General features: G+C 46.2%; 20 protein-coding genes and 1 riboswitch. All 20 genes read left to right on the top strand.

The window, feature by feature from the left end; genetic code table 11:
• Positions 1-20: 20 nt before the first annotated feature.
• A complete protein-coding gene (gene fliI, locus AELLOGFF_RS10255) occupies positions 21-1,358 on the top strand; it encodes a flagellar protein export ATPase FliI (RefSeq protein ID WP_200842639.1) in 1,338 nt (445 codons plus the stop codon).
• A 49-nt stretch (positions 1,359-1,407) separates the two neighbouring features.
• Complete coding sequence (fliJ, locus tag AELLOGFF_RS10250; RefSeq protein ID WP_159268652.1) at positions 1,408-1,872, top strand: flagellar export protein FliJ; 465 nt, start codon at positions 1,408-1,410, stop codon at positions 1,870-1,872.
• A gap of 113 nt (positions 1,873-1,985) precedes the next feature.
• Positions 1,986-3,188: a flagellar hook-length control protein FliK gene (locus AELLOGFF_RS10245; protein ID WP_159268651.1), complete on the top strand. Its 1,203-nt coding sequence runs from the start codon at positions 1,986-1,988 to the stop codon at positions 3,186-3,188.
• A 380-nt stretch (positions 3,189-3,568) separates the two neighbouring features.
• Positions 3,569-4,039 (top strand): flagellar basal body-associated FliL family protein, encoded by a 471-nt coding sequence (locus tag AELLOGFF_RS10240; RefSeq protein WP_159268650.1) that lies wholly within the window; start codon positions 3,569-3,571, stop codon positions 4,037-4,039.
• Between the two features lie 10 nt (positions 4,040-4,049).
• On the top strand, positions 4,050-4,997 hold the full coding sequence (locus AELLOGFF_RS10235; protein ID WP_159268649.1) for a flagellar motor switch protein FliM: 948 nt from the start codon (positions 4,050-4,052) through the stop codon (positions 4,995-4,997).
• Positions 4,998-5,006: 9 nt separating this feature from the next.
• The gene (fliN, locus tag AELLOGFF_RS10230) at positions 5,007-5,375 is read left to right on the top strand and encodes a flagellar motor switch protein FliN (protein WP_200842638.1); all 369 of its coding nucleotides are present in this window, start codon (positions 5,007-5,009) and stop codon (positions 5,373-5,375) included.
• Positions 5,375-5,899, top strand: a complete 525-nt coding sequence (fliO, locus tag AELLOGFF_RS10225) for a flagellar biosynthetic protein FliO (protein WP_159268648.1) — start codon at positions 5,375-5,377, stop codon at positions 5,897-5,899. The genes fliN and fliO overlap by 1 nt, the downstream gene beginning before the upstream one ends.
• A complete protein-coding gene (gene fliP, locus AELLOGFF_RS10220; protein ID WP_159268647.1) occupies positions 5,896-6,639 on the top strand; it encodes a flagellar type III secretion system pore protein FliP in 744 nt (247 codons plus the stop codon). The genes fliO and fliP overlap by 4 nt, the downstream gene beginning before the upstream one ends.
• 40 nt (positions 6,640-6,679) lie before the next feature.
• Positions 6,680-6,949, top strand: coding sequence for a flagellar biosynthesis protein FliQ (fliQ, locus tag AELLOGFF_RS10215; protein WP_159268646.1), 270 nt, complete (start codon positions 6,680-6,682; stop codon positions 6,947-6,949).
• Positions 6,950-6,956: 7 nt separating this feature from the next.
• A complete protein-coding gene (fliR, locus tag AELLOGFF_RS10210; protein ID WP_159268645.1) occupies positions 6,957-7,733 on the top strand; it encodes a flagellar biosynthetic protein FliR in 777 nt (258 codons plus the stop codon).
• A gap of 3 nt (positions 7,734-7,736) precedes the next feature.
• Positions 7,737-8,864 carry a flagellar biosynthesis protein FlhB gene (gene flhB / locus AELLOGFF_RS10205; protein WP_159268644.1) on the top strand — a complete coding sequence of 376 codons (1,128 nt, stop codon included), beginning with the start codon at positions 7,737-7,739 and terminating at the stop codon, positions 8,862-8,864.
• A gap of 126 nt (positions 8,865-8,990) precedes the next feature.
• Complete coding sequence (flhA, locus tag AELLOGFF_RS10200; protein WP_200842637.1) at positions 8,991-11,096, top strand: flagellar biosynthesis protein FlhA; 2,106 nt, start codon at positions 8,991-8,993, stop codon at positions 11,094-11,096.
• 83 nt (positions 11,097-11,179) lie between these two features.
• Positions 11,180-12,496, top strand: coding sequence for a flagellar biosynthesis protein FlhF (flhF, locus tag AELLOGFF_RS10195; RefSeq protein ID WP_159268643.1), 1,317 nt, complete (start codon positions 11,180-11,182; stop codon positions 12,494-12,496).
• A gap of 132 nt (positions 12,497-12,628) precedes the next feature.
• Entirely contained in the window at positions 12,629-13,465 is an 837-nt protein-coding gene (locus AELLOGFF_RS10190) for a MinD/ParA family protein (RefSeq protein ID WP_327785485.1), read from the top strand.
• On the top strand, positions 13,462-14,196 hold the full coding sequence (locus tag AELLOGFF_RS10185) for an RNA polymerase sigma factor FliA (RefSeq protein WP_159268641.1): 735 nt from the start codon (positions 13,462-13,464) through the stop codon (positions 14,194-14,196). The genes AELLOGFF_RS10190 and AELLOGFF_RS10185 overlap by 4 nt, the downstream gene beginning before the upstream one ends.
• Positions 14,197-14,262: 66 nt before the next feature.
• Positions 14,263-14,715, top strand: a complete 453-nt coding sequence (locus tag AELLOGFF_RS10180) for a DUF2802 domain-containing protein (RefSeq protein WP_159268640.1) — start codon at positions 14,263-14,265, stop codon at positions 14,713-14,715.
• Positions 14,716-14,890: 175 nt separating this feature from the next.
• A riboswitch (TPP riboswitch) is annotated at positions 14,891-15,001 on the top strand.
• Between the two features lie 194 nt (positions 15,002-15,195).
• Positions 15,196-17,340 (top strand): TonB-dependent receptor, encoded by a 2,145-nt coding sequence (locus AELLOGFF_RS10175; RefSeq protein ID WP_159268639.1) that lies wholly within the window; start codon positions 15,196-15,198, stop codon positions 17,338-17,340.
• An 11-nt stretch (positions 17,341-17,351) separates the two neighbouring features.
• Positions 17,352-17,612: a YkoF family thiamine/hydroxymethylpyrimidine-binding protein gene (locus tag AELLOGFF_RS10170; RefSeq protein WP_159268638.1), complete on the top strand. Its 261-nt coding sequence runs from the start codon at positions 17,352-17,354 to the stop codon at positions 17,610-17,612.
• On the top strand, positions 17,605-18,231 hold the full coding sequence (gene pnuC, locus AELLOGFF_RS10165; protein WP_159268637.1) for a nicotinamide riboside transporter PnuC: 627 nt from the start codon (positions 17,605-17,607) through the stop codon (positions 18,229-18,231). The genes AELLOGFF_RS10170 and pnuC overlap by 8 nt, the downstream gene beginning before the upstream one ends.
• Positions 18,228-19,103 carry a choline kinase family protein gene (locus AELLOGFF_RS10160; protein WP_159268636.1) on the top strand — a complete coding sequence of 292 codons (876 nt, stop codon included), beginning with the start codon at positions 18,228-18,230 and terminating at the stop codon, positions 19,101-19,103. Before pnuC ends, AELLOGFF_RS10160 begins: the two co-directional genes overlap by 4 nt.
• Positions 19,104-19,108 lie beyond the last annotated feature (5 nt).

Raw genomic sequence — 19,108 nt, 5'->3', positions numbered from 1 at the left:
TAATATAAAAAGGAGTATTCATGTCCACGTCACATGAATCTATGGCTGCAAAATTTGCGCAGTACCGCCAGCGCCTAAGTACGAATGATCAGCCCGTTGTAGAAGGGCAGCTAAAACGTGTTGTTGGCACCATGCTAGAGGCGGTGGGGTGTAAAGCTCCCGTTGGGGGCTACTGTTTAGTCGAGACCGCTGACGGAGAATGGTTAGAAACCGAGGTTGTTGGTTTTGCCACGGACAAAATCTTATTAATGCCAACGGGTGAATTGCGTGGAGTGATGCCTAACGCCCGTGTTATTCCCATTGCCAAGGGCTCAGATTTTCCCGTTGGTGATGGCTTGTTAGGGCGAGTGTTGGATGGCGCGGCTAAACCACTAGATGGTCGAGGCCCGCTGCAGTGTAGTCAAACTCGATCTATTTCTGGGGTTCCGATTAATCCTTTATTACGTCAGCCAATACGTGAACCTCTAGATGTTGGAGTGCGTTCTATTAACGCTTTGCTCACTGTGGGGCGTGGTCAGCGCTTAGGATTATTTGCGGGTAGCGGTGTTGGTAAAAGTGTACTACTGGGCATGATGACGCGATTTACTGAAGCCGATGTGGTGGTGGTGGCGCTGATTGGTGAGCGTGGTCGAGAAGTAAAAGAGTTTATTGACAGTATTCTCGGGACTGAAGACATGAAGCGAGCTGTGGTCATTGCAACACCGGCAGACCATCCGCCTTTGATGCGTATGCGTGGCGCTTGGCTGGCAACTTCTATCGCCGAGCACTTTCGCGATCAAGGCAAGCAAGTGTTACTACTTATGGATTCTTTAACTCGTTTCGCTCAAGCTCAACGTGAAGTTGCTCTAGCTACTGGAGAGCCTCCAGCGACCAAGGGCTATCCGCCGTCAGTGTTTGCGCGTTTACCAGCATTGGTTGAGCGAGCTGGAAATGGTGCAGCAGGTGGCGGTTCGATAACCGCATTTTATACCGTGCTCGCCGAGGGTGATGATCAAAATGATCCAATTGTGGATTCGGCAAGAGCGATTTTAGATGGCCATGTGGTGCTGTCTAGGGCGCTAGCGGATGCAGGACATTTCCCTGCGATAGACATTGAACGCTCTGTTAGTCGGGCAATGAATGATGTGACTGACAAGAGCCATCAGGATCAGGTTCGTCATTTTAGACAGATGTATTCGCTGTATCAGCAAAACAAGGATTTGATCACTATCGGCGCTTATCAGCGTGGTAGCGATGCACGTTTGGACCATGCCGTTACCGTTTGGCCAAGAATGGTGAGCTTTTTACAGCAGGCATACGATGAGTCAGAGCGATTTGACAGTGCCTTAGACCAGTTGAATATTCTGTTAGATGGGTAAGCTTTTAAGGTACCTAAGATGAGATTTTTGAGAAGCTAAAGAGGCCTGAATGTTGAAGAAATCTAAGCGTATGGAATCTGTGAATAGTATTGCAGAACGAAATGAGCGTGAAAAGGCCGATATATTTGCTAATAGCCAGCGTGTGTACGAGGACCAACAGAAAAAGTTAAATGAATTAAAACAATATTATCAAGAGTATATAGATTCAAGCAGAAAGCCTGTTGATGAATTTTTAGATTTACATCGCTTGCAGGAATCTCGAGCTTTCATGGCCAAATTGGCGGCAGCTATCAACCAGCAAAACGATATTCTACGAGCTGCGGAAGCCACCATGAATGCAGATCGTAAACATTGGATGGACAGTCGCCGGCGTGCAATGAGCATGCAAAAATTGACGGATCGCTATCGAGATCAAGAGCGTCGCGAGGCTGATGTGGTAGAGCAGCGCACTGCAGACGATTTAAGTAGTCAACGATTTGTATGGGCAATGCGTCAAGACAATGTGATGGCATAAGCATTGCAGTATAACCACTAAAATATATTGTTAGTTGAATGAGAATTTATCTTTTACCATTTTATTCATAATTTTTTTTACAAGATGACGTGTAAAAAGCAAGGTTGAAAACTATGCAAACTAGTGTTGGTTCACCGCTGTTAAACAATGATGTGAAGCCAAAAAACAATGTCTCTAATAGCCTAGGCAGTGATGCGGCGGAGTCAGGGGCATCGTTTAATAAGTTATTGGGTGATGCCCAGGCCGGTGGGTCTGCAGCGTCACATAACGAAAGCGGTGATCAGTTAAGTGGCGATGTAGATATTTTCTCAGACTCCTTGTCAGAATTTGGTGTAGAGGGCGGTTTGTTGCCGGACAGCGGTGAAGATATGCCGTTTTTTGCGGCGACTGCGGATGAGCTAAGTCAGCAGGAAGTAGGCGATGAGCGCAGTGACTTGTTTGCCTTGCAGCAATCACAATTAGATTGGTCTAAGCGGCCCAGCGCGCTTACAGGAAGCCAGATAGGTATTAATTCGGCTGATATAGCAGATGGCATGACGGATAGTGGTGATATTGCCGCGGCTGCTTTTGCTAAGCAAACTGAAAATATGTCTGATTTAAAGACAAGCGCTAGTCTTCTTGGTGGCTCGGCAGCAGAATTAAGCAAGCCAACGACAGGTTTTGCGACTGCTATGCAGTTAAGTTCGGCAGCAAACTTAATGCCGGCTAAAATGACGAACCCCACTCTTGATGTGAGTGCGGACTCTGGCTTGAGTATTGAATTGCCTACCGCGCTTGTTTCAAAATCATCAGATGCCAGCACCCTGCGCGCGCCAGTGAATCTTGCCGTCACACAAAATGCTCTCACTGATCCCGCATGGTCACAGGCCATGTCCGCGAAGATTTCTTGGATGGCGGGCAACGGTGTTCACACTGCAACAATGCAATTGCATCCGGCTGAGCTAGGGAGTATCCACGTGCAGTTGTCGGTTCAAGGCGAGGCTACTACTGTGCAAATTCAAGCACAGAGTAAGGATACGTCTGAGCTAATGGAAAAAATGATGCCGCGGCTTCACAGCGGTCTAGAAAATCAAGGCCTACGCTTAGAAGAAGCGAAGGTGAGTCATAATCCAAACTTAAATGACAATGCCTCTGCAAATGGCGGTCAACAACAAGCTGCTGGACAAACCGCCGATGAAGGATCAGAAACTGCCAAAAATAATAATATTAATCAGTCAGGGCTTGTAGATAATGGCGCTGACGAAGAAGGTAGTTTAGTAGGCGCAATGAATGTCGATGTCGTATTGCAAAATAGTGGTGTTGATTATTATGCCTAGCTTCACAAAGCCTCGTTTATATGGTCATCCCTTGACTAGGTGCAATTATTAGAGCTATAGATTGGTCACTAGTTGATGTTTATGGCCGTGGTGAGTGTTGCTACTCCTACCCTATAAAGTGATGGTGAGCTTTAGTTTTATTCCCTCTGTTTTTTCTTCTTGTTGATATCTGTGCCTACCCTCGCTGTGGTTATTACTAATAGCTGCATTTTCCTGTGTTGTTAGAGTGGCTTCGGGCTCAAGCTTTTCGCCAAAAAATTGTCAATTCAGTGATTAAATTTCCTAAGTTATTGATATTTAAAGATATAGTTATTTGGCATAAGGCTTGCTCTACTCTATTAAGAACGCAGATTATTGACGATTAAGGTAATGGGAGCGGTATGAATAAAAAAATTATTATGATTGCTATACAGGTGGTAGTTCTTATTGCCGCCATAGGTGCAACTTGGTTTTTTACTCGTCCTCCCGCACCAGAGCCCACTACCGTAGGTGAAGACGGCCAGCCTGTTGAAGAAAAGGCAGTGGGAAAGAAAGCGCCAGAGTATTACAGCCTATCACCTTCTTTAGTTGTTAATTTGCAGAACGAGAGAGGAATTCGATTCCTAATGGTGGAAATAGAGCTGATGTCTCGGCGAGATGATGCCTTCTCACGTGTTGAACAGTATGAGCCGCGTATTCGAAATGATTTACTCATGTTATTTAGTAAATTAGACCGGGCAGCCATTACCACTCCAGAGCAGCGCCAAACTCTGCAAGACGAAGCATTGCTAACTATTAACGCGGTGTTAACGGAAGAGTCAGGAAAGGCGGGTGTGGATGCCGTTTACTTTACAAAATTCGTGATTCAGTGAGGATAGCGACGTGAGCGATATTCTTGATCCCGAAGAATTAGAAGCCTTAATGGCAGGCGAAGATCAAAATGATCCCAGCCGCGAGAAATACAATTTGGCAAGGCAAGATTATGCCATACAAAGACTAATTCCTGCGCTGTCTCTTATCCAAGCCCAATTTGCAACGGCAACGCGAGATCGCATGCGTGAGTTTGTATCTACGGTTGAAGCGGTTCGTGTTGATAAAATTACCATCATGAAATTTGATGAAATGTTAAATACCTTGCCTGCACCATGCAGTATTTCAGTGATTCGTGGTTTGCCAATGAGCGCCAATATGCTGTTGGCCTTTGAGTCAGACCTAGTTTTTCAAATGGTAGATCGGTATTTCGGTGGTACAGGAAGTATCCAAAAAGGTCAGAGGGAGCAGCTATCAGTTTCTGAATTTAGCTTTATGGAAATGCTAAATTCGGCTCTGTTAGGTGAAATAGGTAGTGCTTGGAAGTCAGTCATGAAAACTGAGCCGGCTATTGCCGCCCAGGTAAGTGATCCTCGTATGTTAGACACCATTGCTGAGGCCGACTCCTTGGTTGCAACCCGATTTATTGTCAATGTTGGTGAGTTTTCCGGTGGTCTTTGGTCTATCGTGCCGTGGAGCGCCATAGATGCGGTGCGTGACAGTTTAAGTGATCCAGCAAAGCCTACTAGCAAGGCGTCGAGCGCCGATTGGCGAGAGCGTTTGCGTGAGGGCTTAGAAATGGCACCCATTGAATTGGTTGCGGTTTTGGCGCAAACCCGTATGAGCTTGAAGCGGGTGTCATTGCTAAAAGTCGGCGATGTTATTGATATTCCATCTGCAGAAGATGTTGTGCTAATGATTGATGATAGCCCATTTATGTACGGTAAATTCGGTAGTAACGATGAAAAATTAGCGGTTTGTTTGAGTGGCAGATCTGAAAATAATCGACACCAGCATTGAGGATGTGTGATGACTGATCAAATGAATAATGAGCAGGATATGAGCGCCGAGGGCATAACAGCGGGTGACACAAATGCAGCACAAACTAAAGCAAAACCAACAGGAAACAGGCGCATGAGTAATGATATGAGTCTAGATATGATCATGGACGTCAATGTCAATGTTGCCGTCGAAGTAGGGCGGACCAAGATGAGTATTCGTGATCTTAGAGATTTAAATCAAGGTGCAATCATAGAATTAGATCGCGCAGCAGGAACACCGTTAGATGTCCTTGTTAATGGAACGCTTGTCGCTCGTGGCGAAATCGTAGTCGTAAAAGAAAAATACGGAATCATGTTAACCGAAGTTGTTGGTCAAGATGAACGTGAGCGTCACTAATGACTGTTCTAGCACAGCATATTTACTGCCTTGCACGCCGCCTATCTTTATGGGGCTTGGTATTACTGATACTTCCTCTGTCGGTGTTAGGGCAGGATGTTGCAAAGGTTGTTGCAACGGACGGTACAGCGGCGGCTAATTTACCGGCGGGACCAAATTTTGATGTCACCGGTATGGTGAGCAGTTTGGTATTTGTAATTCTGTGTATTGTCGGTTTAATGTGGATGCTAAGGCGGAGCCGATTAGTGGCAGGCACAGGGCAGGCTGGTGTGAAGCTGGTGTCGCAGATCCCGCTCAGCATGAAAGAAAAATTATTGGTTGTGCAAGTGGGCGACGAGAAACTACTTCTGGGATGCACCACAACTGCCATCAATACATTGCATAGCTGGGCCTCGGCGCCGGATGATGAAAATACCAAACCGCCGGAATCGGCGTTCGCAAAATTATTGGCGAAACATCAAATAGTCACTCCTAAGAAGGCAGAAGATCGGCGCAGCTCTGCAAATAAGGGTGACCAATCATGAGGCTATTACGGTTATTGCCACTATTAGGGCTTTGCCTACCTGTATTTGCCAGTGCTGCACCTCTCGCTTTACCGGCTGTAACCTCGGTGCCTACCGCTGCCGGTGGCCAAGAATACACCGTGTCACTACAGCTGCTTGCAATCATGACTGCACTGACGCTGTTGCCTGCGTTGCTGTTAGGTATGACGGCGTTTACTCGGATTATGATTGTATTATCCATACTGCGTCAGGCCTTAGGCACAGGACAAACCCCTTCTAATCAGATTTTGCTCAGCCTCGCATTATTTCTTACGTTATTTATTATGCATCCCATAGCTGAGGTTGCATATAACGATGCGATTAAACCCTATATTGCTGAGGAAATAACTTTCGATCAGGCTTTAGAAACGGGATTTTCACCTTTCCGTGAATTTATGCTGCGCCAAACTAGAGAAGAAGATATAGGTCGCTTTGCGGAAATTGCTGGGATGCAACAGTTTGATAAGCCAGAGGATGTTCCATTTTCAATTCTCATGGCATCGTTTTTGACTAGCGAATTAAAAACAGCTTTCCAAATTGGTTTCTTATTATTCATTCCTTTTGTTGTCATTGATCTGGTTGTGGCAAGTGTATTGATGTCGATGGGTATGATGATGTTGTCACCAATGATGATTTCTTTACCGTTTAAAATTATGTTGTTTGTATTGGTGGATGGCTGGGGCCTAGTCATGGGATCACTGGCAGCGAGCTTTTATCAATGACGACAATAGATGCGACAAGACAAATTAACGGGACCTCGCCATGAATGCAGATACCGTAATTGAGCTGGGCCGCCAAGCAATGAATGTCACGGTGCTGTTGGCGGCACCCTTATTGTTATCCGCATTAGCAGCAGGCCTAGCGATAGGTATGTTTCAGGCGGCGACGCAAATCCAGGATATGACGCTTAGTTTTATTCCTAAGCTCGTCGTATTAATTGTGGTTATGGGTATTACGGGGCCATGGATGTTGGGTCAGTTGATTGATTATACCCGACAGCTATTTGCCATGATTCCAGGTTTGGTCGGTTAAGCCGATTATGATCGCGCCAACGGCAGACCAACTCAGTGTCTTACTCGCTTCTGCGTGGCTGCCCTTTTTACGCATTGGCGGTGCAATGATTACAGCGCCGTTATTTAGCGCAGCTTATATTCCCCCACGGGCGCGCATATTATTGTCGGTGTTTATCACGGCAGTTATCTTGCCGATGCTTCCTGAGCCGCCGGTGAAGAATTTAATAGGCTATCAAGCCCTATTAATGGCGGCAAATGAATTGCTGATTGGCATCTGTATTGGCTTTATTATTCAGCTGGTTTTTGATGCCATTATCCTTGCTGGGCAAATTATTGCGATGGGAATGGGTTTAGGGTTTGCCATGATGGTGGACCCGCAGCGTGGCGCACAGGTGCCGGTGTTATCCCAATTCCTATTAATTTTTACCATGCTTATTTTTGTTGCGATGAATGGCCATATCGACTTTTTGGCCTTATTAGCTCGGAGTTTTGAATATTGGCCGGTTGGTGGCAGCGGAGTATCGGGTGATCAGCTCAGTATTGTGTGGATGCGCGGCGCCGAATTATTTACAGGTGCAATTCGAGTAGCGATTCCCGCCGTGGTTGCCCTGCTAGTGGTTCAACTTGCAGTGGGGATTGTGAGTCGTGCTGCGCCAACATTAAACTTATTTGCGGTGGGTTTCCCCATCGCTATGTTAATTGGATTCTTGGTCGTAGACCGTCTACTGCCAAATCTATTACCGCTATTAACGTCTATGTTGGGTGATGCATTTATTGCTACCGAACAGTTTCTTGGAGCCTAAATAATGGCAGAGAACGAAGACGGTCAGGAACGCACAGAAGAGGCATCGGCCAAGAAGCTGGCCGATGCCAAAAAGAAAGGACAAGTAGCTAGGTCCAAAGAACTTACCACCATGATGGTGACGGTTGGTGGCGCCGCGATGTTGGTGTTTACCGGTGGTGAGCTTGCTTTGGCGTTAAAAGAATTACTTGCCAGCAGTTTATCCAGTGATTTTTTGTTGATTGAAAGTGAATCTCAAATTGTTTCTGCTCTCTACAAAACCTTGGTAACAGGCCTACTAACTATATGGCCTATTCTTGCCATTGCCTTGCTCGCAGTGATGGTGTCATCGACTATTTTAGGTGGGTGGACGTTCAGTTTAAGTGTTAAACCTGAGAGAATGGATCCCATCAAAGGGGTGGGGAAAATATTCTCATTGCGAAGCTTAGGTGAGCTAGCCAAAGCCATTATGAAAATGATATTCATCGGTGCGGCGGCAGTTTTGTTATTGTCTGGTATGGCTGACGATATATTGGCACTTGGCCTGCAAGCCCCAAAACAAGCTATTGTTAACAGTGCGTCTTTATTGGTGTGGTTTTTCTTTGTTGTGAGCTTACCCTTAGTCGCTATAGCTGCGATTGATGTGCCTTGGCAGCTGTGGAATTTCAATAAAGAATTAAAAATGACTCGTCAAGAAGTGCGAGACGAACATAAAGAATCTGATGGCCGGCCAGAGGTAAAGGCAAAGTTACGTGAAATGCAGCAAGCGGCTGCCAATAACAGAATGATGGAAAAAGTGCCTACTGCGGATGTCATCATTACCAATCCGACGCATTTTGCGGTTGCTTTAAAATACGATGAAGCGCGTATGACGGCGCCTATGCTATTGGCAAAGGGGGCTGATAACACGGCGGGTAAAATACGGGAACTGGCGACCGAGCATGACATTCCTATTGTCGAATCCCCCCGTCTGGCGCGAGCTGTGTTTGCCAGTACCGATCTCGATTCAGAAATACCTGGTGGCTTATACCTTGCGGTCGCACAAATCTTGACGTATGTATATCAGTTGCGGAGCTGGGAAACCATGGGCGGTGATTACCCAGAAGCGCCGCAGCCAGATATTGCAGACGAATACCTTGGAAACCTTTTGTAAACGCCACTTGTTTGTATCAGTAATAACCGCTATCTAAATTGGCCTTATTGTTGCAACTCTGGTCTATAACGACGAAATTTTGGCGCAGTTTAGCTGTGTTATTAGTTATAGATTAGAGATTTCACTATGGCAACACAAACAATGGCAATGCCCGCATGGATGCAAAAGACTGCAGATAGTGGCATTGGTGTATTGCTCTTGTTAGTAGCGTGTTTGGGTATGTTAGTTATACCCATGCCTCCCTTCTTATTAGATTTGCTTTTTACCTTTAATATTACTCTCTCGCTAGTCATCATTTTGGCGGTGATTTACGTGGATCGCCCCATCGATTTCTCGGTATTCCCTACCGTATTGTTACTGGCAACCTTACTTCGTCTAGCCTTGAATGTGGCATCTACCCGCGTGGTCTTACTTGAAGGGCACAGTGGGCCTGGCGCTGCGGGCAAGGTCATTGAATCATTTGGCGAATTTGTTATTGGTGGTAATTACGTTGTAGGTATTGTCGTATTTATCATTTTGGTCGTGATTAACTTTGTCGTTGTCACCAAGGGGGCTGGGCGAGTGTCTGAAGTGACGGCTCGTTTTACCCTTGACGCAATGCCCGGCAAACAAATGGCAATCGATTCGGATTTGAATGCCGGTTTACTCAATCAGGAAGAGGCAAGTCGTCGCCGAGAAGAGGTCCGTACCGAAGCTGATTTCTACGGGTCTATGGACGGTGCGAGTAAATTTGTTCGAGGTGATGCGGTCGCCGGTATCATGATTTTGTTCATCAATGTTATCGGTGGTCTGGGCGTTGGTATGGCCCAGCATGGTTTGACATTTGCGCAAGCAATGCATAATTACACTTTGCTAACCATTGGTGATGGTTTGGTGGCGCAATTGCCCTCGTTACTGCTGTCTACGGCGGTGGCGATTATTGTTACTCGTATTTCGCGCTCACAAAATATGGGCAAGCAAATTGTTGGGCAAATGTTTGCCAATCCTAATGTGCTGTATATGGCGGCGACATTACTTGGCTTAATTGGCATCATTCCTGGTATGCCCAATCTTGTTTTCCTAATGTTGGCGGCAGCGTGTGGCGGCAGCGGTTGGTGGATGCAAAATCAAAAGAAGAACATGCCAGAACTACTTGATGAAGACGAGAAGCTTGAAGAGTTGCCAGCGGCTCGTGAACCAAGTGAATTAAACTGGGACGAAGTGACACCCATGGATGTGGTGAGTTTAGAAGTGGGCTATCGGCTTATTCCCTTGGTTGACCGAAATCAAGGTGGCGAACTGATCGCAAGAATCACCGGCGTTCGCAAAAAACTTTCTAAGGATTTGGGCTTTCTGGTTCAACCCGTCCATATTCGCGATAACTTAGAATTGTCGCCAAGTAGCTACCGTATACAGTTGCTGGGTGACACCATCGCCCAGGGCGAAATTCAAGCGGGTAAAGAATTAGCGATTAACCCCGGTGGTGCTCAAGGTGCATTACGTGGCGCGGTAACCAAAGATCCGGCGTTTGGTATGGAGGCGGTGTGGATTGATTCTAGCCAACGAGATCAGGCGCAAACTATGGGTTATACCGTGGTTGATCCTTGTACCGTTATTGCGACACACCTAAGTCAAATTATTAAACAACACGCCCATGAACTATTAGGTCATGAAGAGGTTCAGCAGTTATTAGACCGATTAGCTAAAACCGATCCACGTTTGGTAGAAAATGTTGTTCCCAAACAATTACCTCTTAGCGTTGTCGTTAGGGTGTTGCAAAGCCTGCTCAAAGAAGGGGTATCAATTCGCAGTATTCGTATGATCGCCGAAAGTTTGGCGGAGCAAGCGCCGCGTAGTAAAAATCCTGACGAATTATTGGAGGGGGTTCGCGTTGCGCTAGGACGGATGATTGTCCAAGAAATCAATGGCTTAGAAGAAGATTTACCTGTCTCAGCGCTAGATCCTGATTTGGAACAGTTGTTGCAAGACATGCTCAGAGGCAATGCTGGCGCGGCGGGTTTGGAGCCGGGCATAGCAGAACGGCTGCAAAATGATTTGGCAGAATACAGCCAAAGTCAGGAGTTAGCAGGCCAGCCGGCAGTGGTGTTGGTGTCACCGTCGATACGGTCATGGGTGTCGCGGTTTACACGCCGCAGTGTACCGGGGTTAGCGGTACTGTCGTACAACGAAGTACCCGATAGTAAGCAGGTTAGATTGCTTACTACCATAGGTCAGCAAGGGCGCCTAAATTAAACTGTTTTAGCGTGTTAACAGTAGAAAGCCGGAAATATTAAATTAGCGTTTCTTCACAATATGAAATGCACTGGGAGTTGGTAATGCAAGTGAAAAAATATCAAGCAGCGGATACACAGCAAGCCATGAGATTGGTGCGTGCTGCTCACGGCCCAGATGCGGTGATTTTGGACTGCCGCAGTATTGCAGGCGGTGTAGAGGTTGTGGTGAGCCTTGAGAGTATGCCGGAATCCTCTTTTGCTAGTTTACAACATAACCGAGCGGCTAGTGATGGTGCTGAGCGGGAACCAACGGCTTTAGACGCCTTATTAAAGCGTGGCAAAACTGATGAAGATGAGCGCTATCAACAAGAGCGCAAATCAACAGCACCTGCTCAGGCAAGTGAACCTGCTCCGCAAATGGTGTGGTCGCAGAATGAAGAACTGCTCACTATGAAGCAGGAAATGGCATCAATGAAGTCTATGCTGATGGAACAACTCAAAGGCCATAATTGGCAGGAAGCCAATCAGCAAGCGCCTGAGCAGCAGGAACTTAATGCTTATTTGTCGGCAATGGATATTGATCCGGCTTTAGGCAAGCGCCTCTGCGCAGAAATACCCGCAGACGAGAGCGACACGGTTCAGCGCGAAATGCTAAAAATGCTGCTGGTCAAAAAATTGGCGGTTCAATCGCCGCCCAGCTCGGGAGCGATTTGTTTGGTCGGACCGCAAGGCGCAGGTAAAACTACCACAATCGCAAAAATAGCTGCGCAGTACGTGCTTACCCATGGCCGTTCAGGCATTGCCATTTTAACAACTGATACAGCACGAGTTGGTGCGCAAGAACAACTACGGGCCTACGGTCGCATTCTACAAGTACCTGTACATGTTGCTGGAAGTGAAGAAGAGGCCGTAAAAACCTACCGGTTATTACGTAAAAAGAATTTAGTACTTATTGATACGGCTGGTATTTCATTCCGTGATAAACAGGGCATTAATGAGCTGTATAAGCTGGTGTCAGCGATGCAAGATGTGCCGGTGTATTTAACCTTGCCCGCAGATGTTGAAACCTATGTGCAAAGCGAGATTATCGACGCTTATAGCTCTTTGAATGCACAGGGTGCGGTATTGACAAGGATAGATGAGGCAATGCGCTTGGGTGGTTCATTATCCAACTTAATTCAACATCGTTTGCCCTTGGTGTGGTGTGCTAACGGTCCGCGAGTTCCCCAGAATTTATCGGCGGCTGATGCAGGTAAGCTCGTGAATATGGCGGTTCGTATGACCAAGGCTTTTGAAATTCGTCGTCAGGGCCCGCAAACAACGGCCATTGAGACTAAACTTGAAACACCAGCAGTTGCTGACACTCCAGCTGTGCCGATGCGTGCACATCGTGGAAGTTCTCTAAACGTAAGGGTTTAGGCGAGATTAGAGCTAAAAAATGAGTGATATTGCGTAGATCAATTATTGAGTGACAGACATACCATAGAGTAATAATTGTACAGAAATCCGAGGCCATTGGTATTTAGATGGTTAAAATGTGTCGGGAGAGTGATAAAAACAATGAGTGCAGTCAAAGTTATAGCAGTCAGCAGTGGTAAAGGTGGGGTTGGTAAAACCAATGTTTCGGTTAATTTGGCCTGCCAACTAGCTAGACGTGGTAACCGCGTTTTACTAATGGATGCCGACCTAGGTCTTGCCAATGTCGATATCATGCTAGGGCTTAAACCAAAATGGAATTTATCGCACGTGCTAGACGGCAAGTGTTCAATAGAAGATGTTCTGATACCTGGTCCAGATGGGATTACGATTATCCCCGCGGCGTCGGGTATAAAGAAAATGGCTGAACTTGCCAGTGAGCAGCACGCGGCGATTGTGCGCTCACTCAGTGCCTTAAGCGGTGATTACGATGTCATGATCGTTGATACCGCGGCGGGCATCTCTGACAGCGTCATTACCTTTAGCCGAGCTAGCCAATATGTATTAGTGGTAGTGACGGACGAACTGACGTCAATGGCCGATGCCTATGCCCTAATTAAGGTTATGAATCGTGATGCCGGCATAAAGCGCTTTAAAGTGCTGCGAAATATGGTGAATAGCCATGACCAAGCTCGGGATGGTTTCGAACGTTTGAATGAAGTGGCGCAGCGCTTCTTAGATGTCACGCTGGAGTATGCAGGATTTATCCCTCGCGACCCTTATTTAATCAAGGCCGATACTCGTCAAAAAGCCGTCAGTGATTTATACCCCGGAGCCGAGTCTTCGATGGCGTTTCGCCGCTTGGCTGAAACTGTCGATAAGTGGGACATGCCCTCTGGGCCAAATGGTGGCATTGAATTTTTTGTCGACCGTATGTTCGCTAAAGATGCTGTAGCAGGAGCCGCAATGTGAATGGTCGTTCCGCTTATTTAAATGTGCAGTATGGTAGCCGCGAAGAGCTGGTTAGTCGTCATGCGCCTTTGGTTAAGCGAATTGCCTATCATTTGGTAAGTCGCTTACCGGCCAGTGTGGAGGTAGATGATCTCATTCAGGCCGGCATGATTGGCCTGCTAGAAGCGGGTAGTAACTACGAGATGGACAAGGGGGCGAGCTTTGAAACCTTTGCCAGTATTCGTGTTCGTGGTGCGATGATTGATCAAATGCGTCAAGCCGGTTGGGCTCCAAGATCAGTGACGCGTCAGTTGCGGGAAATGAGTGAAGCGGTACGGAGCGTCGAGGGACGCCTTGGTCGAGAAGCGAATGGCCAAGACATTGCTGACGAAATGAATATTTCCTTGGACGAGTATCACGAGCTATTGCGAGATACGAGTTCAGTGCGGTTGTTTAGCCTAGATCAAATGAGTGAAGGTGAAAATGACACTGTGGTCGAAGTAGGGGGTGGTGATGATCGTTATGCACCATTGGAAAATGTGCTTGAGCATGATTTTCAGCATGCCTTAGCATCCCAAATTAATTCTCTCCCCGAGCGGGAAAAACTCGTCATGGCGCTGTACTACGAAAACGGACTTAATCTTAAGGAAATTGGCGAGGTCATGGAAGTCAGTGAATCGAGAGTTTGTCAGATACACAGTCAGGCAATTGTTCGGCTTAAAGGACGATTAAGCGATTGGACGGCGGCGTAATGAAGCACAGCGATAAGTTGCAGGCTTGCAGCGATAGATTATTGAAAACGACAGGGTGAAGTGGCAATGACTAAATATGAATATCTGCAATTTCCAATGGCGTTTATTGAATGGTTTCAAGGGCTGTCTGAAGCGTCAATGCTGGGCTTGGTGTTGAGCTTAGTGGGTGTAGGGGTGTTAATGTTTGCCCTTAAATCACGTCGCAGCGCAACGATAAAAGCCGCTGCGACGCTTGAAACTAACTCCGACGCCTTGGTTTTGGCTTTAGAACATAAAATTGAACATCAAAATTCAGCGCTGGCGATATTGGGTGAACGCGTTTTGGCCTTGGAAGAATACTTGGAAATGCTGGGCGAGCGTCAGCAACGCAGTGATGCCGATAAAAAAGACATGCGGTTTTATCAGCAAGTAAGTGTTATGGCCGGGCAGGGACTTGCTGCAACTGAGTTGGCCCAACGTTGCGGAATATCTGCCAGTGAAGCAGATTTGATTAAGGCCATGTCAAAAACCGCACATTGATTAATCTCTACTAGCTCAAGCTAAGCCCGCTGTAAGGCGTAAATTTTTACAGCTCCACAAAGACATGTCGTAGTAGCGTCATGTGTTACATCTATTTATATCCTTCACATTGCCAATTCCTTGGCTGCCAACAAACGACATTCCCGCTAAGTACTATATCTGCTATAGTCTGGCCCGAAATCCTAAGGGGTGGCTGTGGCCTGAGATGCGGTGAATGATAATCACACTGCAAACCCTTGAACCTGATCCGGTTAATACCGGCGTAGGAATAGGTGTGTTCACAATCCTTTTCTAGCGCGCACCGGGTCTCTCTTCGGGAGCCTTTGATTAAGTGTTTTTATTGCATCTGTCGGCGTCGCTACCGCGCTCTAACTCTCATTTACATATTGTGAATGTCGGTTATCTGCAGCTACTTTCTTGCCACAGATTTAATGACCTACTTATACATTGGCCCCTTCGTTCTATTGTTTTGAGAGAACCATGAAACCTTTTTTTACCCCCAAAGCCATCGTTTGTTCTATCAGTCTAGCTTGCCTCTTTGCTGCGAGTGCCAGTCATGCCGCCAATGCCAAAGGGCTTGCCCCTGAAGAAGTGGTGGTTACGAGCCAGTTTAGAGACCATCGTTTACTGGATCTTGCGGCCACGGTCAGTGTATTTGACGCCGCCACGATAGAGATGCGCGGCGCAAATAATATCGAGCAGCTTTTGAACCTTGCACCAAACGTCAATTTCTCTTCTGGTGCATCACGAGGTCGCTATTTTCAAATTCGCGGTATTGGCGAGCGCAGTCAGTTTATCGATCCAGTGAGCCCCTCGGTGGGCTTGATTATTGATGGTATCGATTTTAGCGGCTTGGGCTTGGCAGCAAGTACTCTAGATATCGGACAGGTAGAAGTTTTACGTGGCCCGCAGGGCACAGCATACGGGGCGAATGCCTTGGCAGGCTTAATTAGCATGACAAGCAATGCGCCGACTGAAGAATCCATGGTAAAAGTATCGGCCGAGGTGGCAGAGTATAATAGTCAGACCTTGGGTGTCGTCAGTAGTGGGCCCTTAAGTGAACGTCTGGGCTACCGGGTGGCTTTACAAAAGCAGCAGTCTGATGGCTATATTGAAAACACTTTTTTAGGTCGTGATGATGTCAACAATATAGATGAGTCGGTAGTGCGGGCCAAGCTGAGTTTTGCGGCCAGTGACACTCTAGAGATGGATTTTAATCTGCTGTACCTCGATGCAGATAACGGCTATGACGCTTTTTCTTTATTCCAAAACCGTCAAACCCAATCAGATCAGCCGGGTACTGACGCCCAAGAAACGGTGGCAGCGTCAATTATTACCCATTGGTCGGGTAATGCCTTATTTAGTCTTGAATCGGTATTAAGCTTTGCTAACTCCGAGTCTGAATATAGCTACGATGAGGACTGGAGTTACGTCGGTTTTGATCCCATTGAGTACAGCTCAGTAGATAGTTACTTGCGTGATAAAGATAATATCAGTGTCGATGTGCGTTTTATCTCCAGTGACGAATCTGCGCTTTTTAATGCCAGTACTAGCTGGGTTGCCGGTGTTTATTTACGTCAAGAAAGCGAAGATTTAGAGCGCAATGCCAGCTTTAATAGTGAGTTTGAAACCGAGAATTACGCCCTTTATGGTCAGCTAAGAAGCCATCTTAATGATAAATTTGATTTGGTATCTGGCCTGCGCTTTGAAAAGCGAAACGCCGATTACAGTGATTCTTTACTGGTCCGCTCTGATAAAGACGAAGACTTGTGGGGTGGTAACCTCACTTTGGAATTTCGCTTCACAGACAATGCATTGCTATACGGCACACTTTCTCGTGGCTATAAAGCCGGTGGGGTGAATGGCCGCATTATCTCAGCAGCGGCGACTAACACTGACATTAGCTCGAATATGTATGAGTTTGATACCGAGAGCATGATCAATTACGAGCTGGGTCTAAAAGGGAATTGGCTAGATAATCGCTTGCAAACACAATTGGCGGTGTTTTATCAGGACCGTAGTGATGTTCAGGCCAAGCAATCAATATTCGACCCTAATAACTTCTCCTTTGATGATTTCCTCGCTAACGCCGCTGGTGGAAAAACCGCAGGGATAGAAGTAGAGTTTAATTATTTGGCCAGTGAGTCGCTGCGTTTTTTTGCCACAGCCGGCTTGTTGAAGGCCGAGTTTGATGATTTTGTAAGCCAGTCCCACGTCGACGCCAAAGACGACAATAATGGTGTGGCATTAGCGCCGGTTAATTTAGATGGTCGCGAAGTGGCTCATGCTCCGAAATACCAATTCTTTGTGGGCAGTGAGTTATCTTTGATGGCGAATCTGGTATTGCGGGTAGAGCTTGAAGGCAAGGATGAGTTTTATTTTTCAAATAGCCACAACGAGAAATCCAGTGCATATGAGCTAGTTAATGCACGATTAACTTACTATGCCAGCAATTGGGATGTGTCGTTATGGGGGCGGAATTTGACGGATAAAGACTATCAAACACGTGGTTTTTACTTCAGTAATGCCTTTGGTAACAACCCAGCTAATGGCTACGCCCCAGAAACGTATTATCAGTTTGGCGAGCCCAGGGTAATGGGTGTCTCAGCTAATTATACTTTTTAAGGAAGGCGTAAATGAAACTCTCTGTTGAAATCAGTATGTACCCATTAAAGGAAGAATTTATTCCTGCGATTCAAGGTTTCATTGACCGTTTGAATAGCCATCCTGCCTTGCAGGTATTCACCAATACCATGAGCACACAGGTGTTTGGTGATTATGATGTGGTGATGGATATCCTAAAAATGGAAATGCGGGCTTCGTATGAACAATTTGGCCGTGCAATTTTTGTCTGCAAATTTATTGGCGATTTAAGCCCTGTGGCTGAAAATGACTAGAGATAAAATTGTCGCTGCGATAGGTGATGCCGTTGCGGCTATGTCCTGGTGGGAAGTGGCTGCGGTTGTTCTCGCCCTAGGGTATCTAATACTGGCTATGCGGGAAAATAGTCTGTGTTGGTATACCGCGTTTATCAGTACATCAATTTATATATTTCTGTTTTGGGATGTGAGTTTATTGATGGAATCTGCCTTGCAAATTTTTTATTTAGTCATGGCGGTATATGGTTGGTGGCAGTGGCGAAGTGGGGGTAATGAACAAACCCTGCGCATACATCGCTGGTCATTTTTAAGGCATATTGTTGTTATTGCTGCGGTAGGCATCTTAACCCTAGGTTTTGGTTATATATTACAAACATCTACCCATGCCGCCTTACCGTATCTTGATTCGTTTACCACCTGGGGTGCTGTCGTCACCACCTATATGGTGACGCGTAAAGTTTTGGAAAATTGGATTTATTGGATTGTGATTGATGGCGTCTCGGTTTATTTATATATAGATAGAGAGCTGTATCTCACCGCATTATTGTTTGTGCTGTATGTAGTGTTGGTAGTGATAGGATTCTTTCAGTGGCGGCTTATTTACAATCGTGAAAACGCGGTTACTTCTACACCATGATGTCACGCCAGTCTGCAATTATTCCCGCCGACTGGCATTTATGGAGTCGCGAAAAGCCTTCGCTTATTAGGCCTTTACTAGGGGGCTTAACCAACAAAAGTTATTTAATATCGGCTGATGGTGTCGATATGGTCTTGCGTGAAAATTCAGCATTAAGCGCGGCCTTGAATTTAGATCGAAAAGTGGAATCGCAGGTAATGCGGTCTGCTGACAGCGCCGAGCTATGTGCACCACTCGTGCATTATGATGCGCAAAACCAGTATATGGTAAGCCGATATGTGCAGGGGGGTGACTGGCAAGCCGACAATGCAGGTTTACAGTCTTTAGCGCAGTTATTACAGCGTATTCATTCCCTGCCAGCAGTTGAGGGATATTTAGATATTAATGTAAAAGCGGAGCACTATTGGTCAGAGATAAATATCGGTGAAGAATTTTATGATGATTTAAAAAAACTATCGTCACAGGTTATCCCTCATATAAAACAAGCGGAAAAATTAAATACCGCTTGCTGTGTTTGCCACAATGATTTGTTGTTAGAGAATTTAATCGTCAGTGATGATGGATGTCTTTACGCGATTGATTGGGAGTACGCGGCGATGGGGGATGCATTTTATGAACTTGCCGTCATTGTTGAGGGGCACAGTTTAGACGAGGGGAAACAGCAGTTATTGCTGTCTAAATACTTACAGCGATCTTTGCTAAGCAAAGATTGGCAGCGCTTATATCACTGGCGGATTATCTATTGTTATTTAACCGTGCTCTGGTATGCCGTGCAGTTCTCTGTTGACCCAATGGGGGCAAAGACAGGCAGCGACAATATTGTTGAGCAAATACAGGCCCTGCAGAAATTAATAAAAAATGGCGCTGTATAAACTGA

Origin of the sequence: Zhongshania aliphaticivorans (genome assembly GCF_902705875.1) — a bacterium.
GTDB lineage: Bacteria > Pseudomonadota > Gammaproteobacteria > Pseudomonadales > Spongiibacteraceae > Spongiibacter > Spongiibacter aliphaticivorans_A.
Note: the sequence above shows the minus strand (reverse complement) of the source record. Positions and strands in the feature narration are given on the sequence as shown.